Consider the following 8,956-nt stretch of genomic DNA (forward strand, 5'->3'; position numbering starts at 1 on the left):
TCAATTGCTTAATCAATTTTTGTACCTTGGATAACCAACAAACTTAAAATCTTTCCCAATTTTAATAATATCAGCATCCAGTAGTTCGACTGCATCGCCCATCTTATCGATACCCGATCCTTCTAAGAAAGTTGGCGCTTGTTGTCCCCCGATTAATTTTGGAGCAATATAAATAACCGTTTTGTCGATTAATTTATTTTCTAAAAAGGCAGCATTAATTGTGCCTCCACCTTCGATTAATAAAGAAGAAATACCTCTTTCACCTAGGATGCGCACGACTTCTGTTGGATTAACATGCGTTAAACCAGTCGTAGGAAATACGGAGATTCCCATACTTTCTAACAATGCTTTCTTCTCCGCATCAAAATTCGCACTTGTAAATATCCATGTGTCAGCCAATCTATCTGTAATGACTTTGCGGTCTAACGATATTTTTAGCGTAGAATCCAACACAATGCGAAGTGGATTACGGCCATTCGGAATTCTAGTAGTTAACTCTGGATTATCAGCAATCACCGTGTTTACACCGACAAGAATCGCCATGTTTTCATTACGTAACTGATGGACATCATGTCTAGCCTTCTCAGATGTAATCCACTTACTATCTGAAGAATGAGATGCAATTTTACCATCTAATGTAATGCCTGCTTTTAATGTAACGAAAGGTGTCTTTGTCACAATATACTTGTTAAAAACTTCATTCATTATTCGAGATGGCTCTTCAAGGATGCCGAGGACAACTTCAATCCCTGCTTCTTCAAGGATCTTTACGCCATTCCCTGAAACAATAGGGTTAGGATCAAGCGTTGCGATAACTACTGTTTTTATTCCCGCTTCCACAATGGCAACTGCACACGGTCCCGTTCTTCCGTGATGAGAACAAGGTTCAAGGGTTACATAGATTGTGCCCCCTCTTGCTTTGTCTCCTGCCATGCGAATCGCATGAATTTCTGCATGTGGCTCTCCAGCCTTCAAATGGGCACCTACTCCGACAATTCGGTTATTGTTGACAATAACAGAACCCACAAGAGGGTTCGGATCGGTTTGCCCTTTCATTGCTTGTGCATTTTTCAAAGCCAGTTCCATATAAAATTCGTGATTAGGCATTTGGACAAGTCCCCTCAGCCTCTGCCTCTAGATGACCAGAGCGCTTAATTTTTGTTTGCAAGTATGCCTCGTTAAATTCCGAAACATCTCCCCATAAAGGTGTCCGTCCTGAAATCGGAAGGCCCGCGTCAATTAGTGCAGCTAGTTTTTTAGGATTGTTTGTCAATAGTGTTACTGGCTTAGAACGTAATGCTTTTAACACTTGGATGGCATCATCATAGTTGCGTGAGTCATCTACAAAACCAAGACTTTCGTTAGCTTCTACTGTGTCGTAGCCATTTTCTTGAAGAATATAAGCCATTGCTTTACTAAATAAGCCTATTCCCCTTCCTTCATGGTTTGCTAAGTAGAATAAAGCACCTGCTCCATGATCTACAATCATTTGCATTGATTCTTTTAATTGGAAGCCACAGTCACATCTTTTACTTCCAAAGATATCGCCTGTATGACAGATAGAATGCATTCTTATTAGTGCATCTTCTTGGTGTTCAAAGTCACCATAAATGAGAACACTTGATTGTTGAAGTTCTGCTAAGTTGGCAGAAGAGAGTTTGTCGATGATTTGGTGGATGTCTTCTTTCACTTCTTTTGTTTGTAACCAACAGTACCATTGAAATACGACTGTCTCTCCATACAAATTAATGGGTAGTTTAATTGGCCCAACTAGATATATAGAACCTTGATTCGATTGAATTAATTGAATTTTATCATCTAATACAGCAAGTGCTTCTTTAGAAACCGTTTGTACTTTATTCATGTTCATATCCCCTTTTTTATTTCTCATTAAGAAAAGCGCAAAGCGCCGTCTAGCTCGACACCGGCGCTGGAAGAACCGATGCGAAAGCCCGCTTTCGCCTAAGGGTCTGAAGCTTAGGTGAGAGCTGGCGCTTGGAGCTAGACATAGCTACGCCAAGTTCAAAGGTGTAGCTTGAAAAAACTTATACTTTGTATCTAAAAAAACTAAAGCTTTCAAAGTTTCTTTTTTAAAGGTTACTTTATGTAAGTAATTATATTTTTGTAACTTGATATTGTCAAGTAAGCAAAGTGTCTAGACGGAAATTTACCTGGTGTAGCTTTAGCTTTTACTTACGTTCAGTTTATCAAACTTATGAACTTTCTTAATAATCGAATGGGTTTTGCGACACATTCACACTATCACGCTGGAAAAAATTTTCATCCTGCCTTGCACTATGGTTTAGAGAATTAAAAGACTAAAAATAAACTACCTCAGATTCAGAACATCCGGTTTTTCATACTTCTTGAAAATCTCAGTCTGACTTTTCGAGGTTGACGTCTGAAAAAATGGCGTTGACGTCTGAAAAAACGGCATTCACGTCTGAAAAATAGACGTTGACGTCTGAAAAACACTATAACCACAAAAAAATAGAGCTTTACGGTGATTCAGCTAGTTTTCATTCGCTTCGGACGCTTTACCTGCTCCATCATGGTCTAGAGAACAAAGTGGATGGTCTGGTTACTGTCTGCGTCCCTTAGCCCTCTCCTCAATGTTTAGATTACCTTGATTTATTTTGCACTTAACTAGCTGTAACACCCAAAAAGCTCAACATAAAAAGGAGTGGTGCCATTTCTGGTACCACTCCTATCAAACGTTCATATGAAATTTAAGAAGTTAGTTTATTAGCAGCACGTTCCTCAGTTTCTGCAACGATAACTGCACATGCTGCATCCCCTGTTATATTGACTGCCGTTCTAGCCATATCAAGTAAACGATCAATACCGATAATTAATGCGATACCTTCAACCGGTAAGTCAACAGAGGTTAATACCATAGCTAGCATGATCAAACCAACCCCAGGAACTCCAGCTGTACCAATACTAGCAAGTACTGCAGTTAAAACAACAATCACTAAAGCGGTTAATGATAAATTCACATCATACACTTGAGCGATGAATATGGTTGCTACACCTTGCATAATGGCTGTACCGTCCATATTGATCGTAGCTCCTAGTGGTTGAACGAAGCTAGAGATTGTCTTCGGAACACCTAGATTTTTTTGTGCAACACTCATTGAGACTGGCAATGTCGCATTACTACTAGATGTACTAAAAGCAACGCCCATTGCAGGTGCAAAGCCTTTGAAGAAATGAATTGGATTTCTTTTTGCAATCAGTAGGATTGTGGAACCATAGGTCACGATTGCATGAACAACCAATGCTAATAAGACAACAATCATATACAAGCTCATGGCTTTAATGGCATCCAGTCCTTGCTGACCAATTGCAGAGGCAAGGAGAGCAAACGTACCATATGGAGCAAATTTCATCACAAGGTTAACTAGATACATCATGATATCATTACCTTGTTCAAGAAGATCTTTCACTTTTTCGACTTTCGTGCCAAGCATAGTTAAAGCAAATCCAATAAAAATTGCGAAGACAATTATTTGCAACATATTACCTTCAGCAAACGATTGAATTGGATTAGTTGGTATAATGTTTAACAATGTTTCTGAAATTGGAGGCGCTTTCTCACTACTGTATTCTAATCCTGTAGTATTGAATGTACCTGCGTTACCAGGTTCAAATAAGTAAGCTAATCCTAAACCAATAACAATGGCAACTGACGTTGTCGCTAAAAAGTACGAAATGGTTTTTAAACCAATGCGACCTAATTTTTTCGGATCTCCAAGACCAGCAGTACCTAATGCGATGGAGATGAAAACGATCGGTACAACGAGCATGGTAATTAAATTAATAAATATTTTCCCAACTGGTGTGAAAAAGTATTTATCTACAGGCAGAAACAAATCCGGTGCAAATACATTCAAGATAATTCCTGTTATAGCACCTAAGACAAGTGCGATAATAATTTTAATCGATAAGTTCATAAACTGTTCCCTCTTTCTTGTGACTAACCTACTAATAACCGAAACTCAGTAAGGATGATTGAAAAGTTACTGTCATCTTTGTCGAAGTTTGTCATCATATAATATGTTTATAAGAATGTATTCACTTTATTCGATAAATATAAACCTGTAAAGAGAGCATATTTGACTAGTAACTATGTAAAAATTTTGATTTCGCAAAAAAAAAATAGAGTTGGTTCACTGAAGGAACCAACTCTTTCATATTTAATAATTGTAATTTTATAGCCAGTCTTCTTCAGTTATGTCGAAATTCTTTTCAGCCCAAGCTATAGCTTCTTCAACAGTTTCAACCTTATGGTCATCTTGAACTGCCCAATCTTTATCGCACATAAATAAATACAACCCAGTCTCTTCTTCATCTTCATACTTTGCTATAGCTAGTCCAGTTATGGCTACTTCAATTGTTACACCTTTTTTTTCTTCGAAAAACATGACACTTAATTTTTGAGTAGCGTCATTCTTCGTTTGTTTTATTACTTTTGCACCATCAAGTTCATTTATTACAGTCATTATTTATTTCCTCTTTTCATTTTTTAAAATTGGCTTCCTTTTATCTTACCATTATCTTCATTAAGCAATACACTGTGCAAATTAATCTCATTTATTTGCATAGTGTATTGTTGTTTATTCGTAAATGAGCCAACAAGTTTGAAAATCACATACTTGTGGGTCTTACGCTTTCTAAGAGTTGCTCCTGCGGTTACTATTCACAAAGAATACGACCAAACTACCTTTGCCCATATTCTTTCTTGCCGCATGCTAGGTGCAAATGTACTCTTTCATTTTTACTTCAATATCAAGAGCATGCTTTAATTAAGCTTCATTGTATAGTTAATATGGGAATCGGCTCAACTCTAGCGGAATAACGGGCTAACAGTCTCTTCTAAATTATATTGTAGTTTATCGTACATTTGCGCTAGCAGCACGTTCCGCATGAGCCTATTCACATTGTTTAATTATTTACTAACAACCGAAATATTAAAAATCTCTCATTTTCATTATGTTCATAAAGTCCCGAAACTTTCACTTCTTTAAAGTATTTGAAGGGAGTTCTCGCATTAAGAAACTGGATGTAATCGGTAGTCGGATAGTAAAGTATCAAATCCACGTTGCGCTCGTGCTGATCCACAGATTGTAAAATATTTTCAACCACTTTCATAAAAATTTGAACTGAGAATGGATTAAAAAAATAAAATACATTGTCATTTGACTTAATTTCATAGTCTTGTGCAAAACACTTCTCAAATGTAATTGAATCATTCTTCTGCTTCGTTTTCTGTTTATAAACTTCTAAGTTTTCGAGTGCTTCTCGGTAGAGCTTGTTACTCATTTCAATTCCGATAACGGTAGTTTGAAAACGATGATGAATGTAAAAAGGTAAGCGACCCTTGCCGCTTCCGAAATCTATAACTTTATCCGTGTTTTTAAGCTCGTGCTCAGAAAAAAATTCTTCTAGTCCCTTATAGGGAGTTGCTTCATAACGATTATAATGAACGGATTGATTAATAACTTCTAGCGTCCCAACAGTTTTTATATAAAGCAATTGATCATAATCTGTATCATTCATAAAAATACCTCTGTTCGATTATTGGATAATTTCATGTTATAGGCAATGCATTTCAGCTTCTGCTAGATCCCAAGGAACTGTATAACCTTTTCCTTTTGCACAAAAAACAGATGAAGAGCTATAGTCGGAATCTGCATTCTTATTGTAAGAAATTCTTTCGATAACTTCAGGTTCATTATGACATCTTTCATAGCCACCAAAAACTAGATTTAGCACACCTTTTCCTTGTGTAAATGACGCAAGTTCAGACGCATAATTCATGAAAGTAGCTACTGGCACTTTGCCTGTCAACAGTGCTTTATTTCCTTCTGTTATTGGAGCATCAAAGGTTCCATGAGCGATTTGTATATCTGATAATACCTTTCCCATTTGATCCAAATCAACTTTTATTTTGAAACGGTAGTATGGCTCCAATACAAGATTTTGTGCTTTTTCTAATCCTTGTCTGAGTGCTCGATATGTTGCTTCTCGGAAGTCACCGCCAGATGTATGTTTATTGTCAGCTCGTCCTGTTAGTAAGGTGATTTTCATATCCGTTAAAGGCGACCCAGTCAACAAACCATTATGAGTTTTTTCAAAAAGATGGTGTTGCACTAAATTTTGGTTTCCAATCGATAAGTCATTCGCATGACACACATTCTCAAACGCAATCCCACTATTTCTTGGAGCAGGTTCAATTTTCAGATGCACTTCAGCATAATGTTTCAACGGTTCAAAATGACCGTATCCATTCACAGTTGAGTCAATTGATTCTTTATATAAAATTTTCGGTTCTTCAAAACTAACCTCTATATGAAACCTCTCTTTTATAATCTGTTTCAATATTTCTAATTGAATCGTACCCATTACATGAATATGAATTTCCTGTAAACGCTCTTCCCACGTGACATTCAAAGATGGATCTTCTATATCTAATAGTTGAAAATATCGTAAAGCCTCTTTTATATGTACCGATGAGTCAAAAACTACTTTAGACTTTAAGGTTGGTACCATTTCATAAACAGCTTTTTCATGTATAGTCCCTAATCCATCACCCGTAGATGCACCTGACAATCCAATGACTGCGAATAACTCACCAGCTTTAACACGCTCAACTGTTTTGTAAATATTTCCGTTATACACTCTAATTTGCGTAATTTTTTCCGTATTTCTATTTTCTCCATTACCATACGACACTTCATCTCGTACACTCACAGTCCCACTCAACGATTTTACAAAAGTAATTCTCGTTCCTTTTTCATCATGACGAATTTTATAAACACGTCCTGAAAATGCGTCTTCATTTAAATAATTTGTAACAGTCAATAGATGAAATTTTTCCAAAAAACCGCTAATTCCTATGTCTTGTAATGCAGAACCATTCGAACACGGAAAAATCTTGCCTTCTTTAATCAATTCTTTCATTGTAGATAGCCATAAATCTTTTTGATAACCACTATCCATGTATTGTTCTAAAAGAATTTCATGACGTTCAGCTAAAAATTCAATGAGGTTTTCTGTCATTTCATCTTGCTGAAATTCATCGGTCATATCAAAGATAACCGATGAAAATTCTTGATGAATTTCTTGAAGGACATTTGTAACATTTGCACCTTCCCGATCAGTCTTATTTATAAAGAAAAACGTTGGGATATTGTGTTTTCTAAGCATCTGCCAAATCGTCGTCGTGTGTCCTTCAACGCCTTCAACCGCACTAAGAATAACAATGGCATAATCCATGACCTGAACAGAACGCTCCATCTCAGGTGAGAAATCTACGTGACCCGGATTATCAATTAAATAATAGGTTGTATCCTGATAAGAAAAGGTTGCTTGGTCAGCAAATACAGTGATGCCTCGTTCCCTTTCAATTTCGTGACTGTCGAGGAAAGCATCTTTATGATCCACTCTTCCTCTATTCTTTATACTTTTTGTATGGAAGAGAATTTGCTCTGCGAATGTTGTTTTTCCTGCATCAACATGCGCAAATACACCAATTATTTTATTCATACAACCACCCCACTTACCTTTATACTATCTTAGATTTTACCAAACATAAAAGCGGATACCCTAATTAGGTACCCGCTTCATCTAGTATTCTCAATTTAAGAATTCTTTTGTACGTTTTTAATATCTGTTTGACTATAGCTCCCTGCATCTGAGTTGCCTGTTTTTTTAGCAAGTACTTCTTTCACTTCATTATAAGTTAATCCCGAGTTTTCATTATTTCGCTTAACATCTGCAATATTTGTTCCTGATGCTGTAAATCCGTCCTGGATATGTTGATTATTCTCCATTAAATTCGCCTCCTTTGTATGTTGTTATGCTTTTCAGCACGAAATTTTAGTCTTTCATAAACGTAGTACACTTTGTCGTAAATAATGCCTCCACTCAAGTGAGCAGAGGCATTGTTTTATTAATCTTTTCGGTCGTCTCGTCTCTTCATTCCCATAAGACCAGCTAATCCTAATAACCCAATCCAGCCCCATTCCATATCATCATCATCGTCGTCAGTTGCTGTGTCAGCAGCTACGTCGTTATTATTATTATCATTACCGTCATTGGTATCAGCAGCATAAGCAGCATTAGCAGATGAGATTACTGTAAATGAAAATGTTAGGGCAAATATTAGTGCAAGTACTTTTTTCGCCATATTAATTCCTCCTTAATTAGTCTGACTTATTATGTTCAAGATAGTGAATATCATACGTTTTAACGAAAAGTGTCCTATGTGTACATAGAGAAGAAATGTAAGCACATAATACAATTTGTAATTCGTTTTTACGAATTGCAAACAACATGTAGAGGAGAGATAATTTGGGTATTTTAAGTGGAAATCCGAAAGACGAGCCAATGCATGATGGTGAAGTATTTGGAGTTTGGTCATTCATTACTGCAAATAATGGACTTTTAAGTATTTATCAAGCCTTCATTAATCATGTGGGAGATAAAGATCTGAAAATGATGCTTGAAGATGCGGTAAGAATGATGAAAGATGAAAATAAACAAGCTTCCGAATTACTTAAGGCAAATGGAGTTGCTCTTCCTCCAGCTCTACCAGATCGACCAGTTGCTTCAGCGGAAGAAATTCCTGTTGGCGCAAGATTTATGGATCCAGAAATAAGTGCAATTCTGTCAGTAAATGGAGCGGCTGGTTTGGTTGCCTGTAGTCAAATGATAGGTCAATCGATTCGAGAAGATATTGGCTTAATGTTCGGTCATTTCCACATGAATAAAGCTCAATTTGGAGCGAAATTGCTTAAACTTAACAAAGAAAAAGCATGGCTTATTCCCCCTCCTTTACATGTAGCACCACAATTAGCTTCAGTTCATTAATAAAAATAATGAAAAGAAAAGAATCCCGCAATTGCTGGATTCTTTTCTTTATTTAGTGCTTTTAAAGATAACCATTTAT

General features: G+C 36.6%; 9 protein-coding genes. 1 reads left to right on the top strand and 8 read right to left on the bottom strand.

What is annotated here, in order from left to right; genetic code table 11:
* Positions 1-12: 12 nt before the first annotated feature.
* The 8 genes from ribD to WBG45_RS03310 form a co-directional block, all read right to left on the bottom strand.
* Positions 13-1,107 carry a bifunctional diaminohydroxyphosphoribosylaminopyrimidine deaminase/5-amino-6-(5-phosphoribosylamino)uracil reductase RibD gene (ribD, locus tag WBG45_RS03275; RefSeq protein WP_424412362.1) on the bottom strand — a complete coding sequence of 365 codons (1,095 nt, stop codon included), beginning with the start codon at positions 1,105-1,107 and terminating at the stop codon, positions 13-15.
* The gene (locus WBG45_RS03280) at positions 1,100-1,864 is read right to left on the bottom strand and encodes a GTP cyclohydrolase II (protein ID WP_424412363.1); all 765 of its coding nucleotides are present in this window, start codon (positions 1,862-1,864) and stop codon (positions 1,100-1,102) included. The genes ribD and WBG45_RS03280 overlap by 8 nt, the downstream gene beginning before the upstream one ends.
* 865 nt (positions 1,865-2,729) lie before the next feature.
* Positions 2,730-3,956: a dicarboxylate/amino acid:cation symporter gene (locus tag WBG45_RS03285; protein WP_424412364.1), complete on the bottom strand. Its 1,227-nt coding sequence runs from the start codon at positions 3,954-3,956 to the stop codon at positions 2,730-2,732.
* A 258-nt stretch (positions 3,957-4,214) separates the two neighbouring features.
* Positions 4,215-4,505 carry a hypothetical protein gene (locus tag WBG45_RS03290; protein WP_424412365.1) on the bottom strand — a complete coding sequence of 97 codons (291 nt, stop codon included), beginning with the start codon at positions 4,503-4,505 and terminating at the stop codon, positions 4,215-4,217.
* 442 nt (positions 4,506-4,947) lie between these two features.
* Positions 4,948-5,562 carry an SAM-dependent methyltransferase gene (locus WBG45_RS03295; protein WP_424412366.1) on the bottom strand — a complete coding sequence of 205 codons (615 nt, stop codon included), beginning with the start codon at positions 5,560-5,562 and terminating at the stop codon, positions 4,948-4,950.
* Positions 5,563-5,598: 36 nt separating this feature from the next.
* Positions 5,599-7,551: a GTP-binding protein gene (locus WBG45_RS03300; protein ID WP_424412367.1), complete on the bottom strand. Its 1,953-nt coding sequence runs from the start codon at positions 7,549-7,551 to the stop codon at positions 5,599-5,601.
* 95 nt (positions 7,552-7,646) lie between these two features.
* A complete protein-coding gene (locus tag WBG45_RS03305) occupies positions 7,647-7,838 on the bottom strand; it encodes a hypothetical protein (RefSeq protein ID WP_424412368.1) in 192 nt (63 codons plus the stop codon).
* 119 nt (positions 7,839-7,957) lie between these two features.
* The gene (locus WBG45_RS03310) at positions 7,958-8,194 is read right to left on the bottom strand and encodes a WGxxGxxG family protein (protein ID WP_424412369.1); all 237 of its coding nucleotides are present in this window, start codon (positions 8,192-8,194) and stop codon (positions 7,958-7,960) included.
* 164 nt (positions 8,195-8,358) lie between these two features.
* On the opposite strand from WBG45_RS03310, the gene WBG45_RS03315 reads away from it, so the two are divergent.
* Positions 8,359-8,877, top strand: coding sequence for a DUF3231 family protein (locus tag WBG45_RS03315; RefSeq protein ID WP_424412370.1), 519 nt, complete (start codon positions 8,359-8,361; stop codon positions 8,875-8,877).
* The last annotated feature ends 79 nt before the right edge of the window (positions 8,878-8,956 follow it).

The organism is Paenisporosarcina sp., assembly GCF_049671445.1.
Taxonomy (GTDB): domain Bacteria; phylum Bacillota; class Bacilli; order Bacillales_A; family Planococcaceae; genus Paenisporosarcina.

Excerpts from the sequence above, each read along its gene's own strand:
- WBG45_RS03290 (WP_424412365.1), bottom strand. The coding sequence starts at position 4,505 with ATGACTGTAATAAATGAACTTGATGGTGCAAAAGTAATAAAACAAACG.
- WBG45_RS03285 (WP_424412364.1), bottom strand. The coding sequence starts at position 3,956 with ATGAACTTATCGATTAAAATTATTATCGCACTTGTCTTAGGTGCTATA.
- WBG45_RS03305 (WP_424412368.1), bottom strand. The coding sequence starts at position 7,838 with ATGGAGAATAATCAACATATCCAGGACGGATTTACAGCATCAGGAACA.
- ribD (WP_424412362.1), bottom strand. The coding sequence starts at position 1,107 with ATGCCTAATCACGAATTTTATATGGAACTGGCTTTGAAAAATGCACAA.
- WBG45_RS03280 (WP_424412363.1), bottom strand. The coding sequence starts at position 1,864 with ATGAATAAAGTACAAACGGTTTCTAAAGAAGCACTTGCTGTATTAGAT.
- WBG45_RS03310 (WP_424412369.1), bottom strand. The coding sequence starts at position 8,194 with ATGGCGAAAAAAGTACTTGCACTAATATTTGCCCTAACATTTTCATTT.
- WBG45_RS03300 (WP_424412367.1), bottom strand. The coding sequence starts at position 7,551 with ATGAATAAAATAATTGGTGTATTTGCGCATGTTGATGCAGGAAAAACA.
- WBG45_RS03295 (WP_424412366.1), bottom strand. The coding sequence starts at position 5,562 with ATGAATGATACAGATTATGATCAATTGCTTTATATAAAAACTGTTGGG.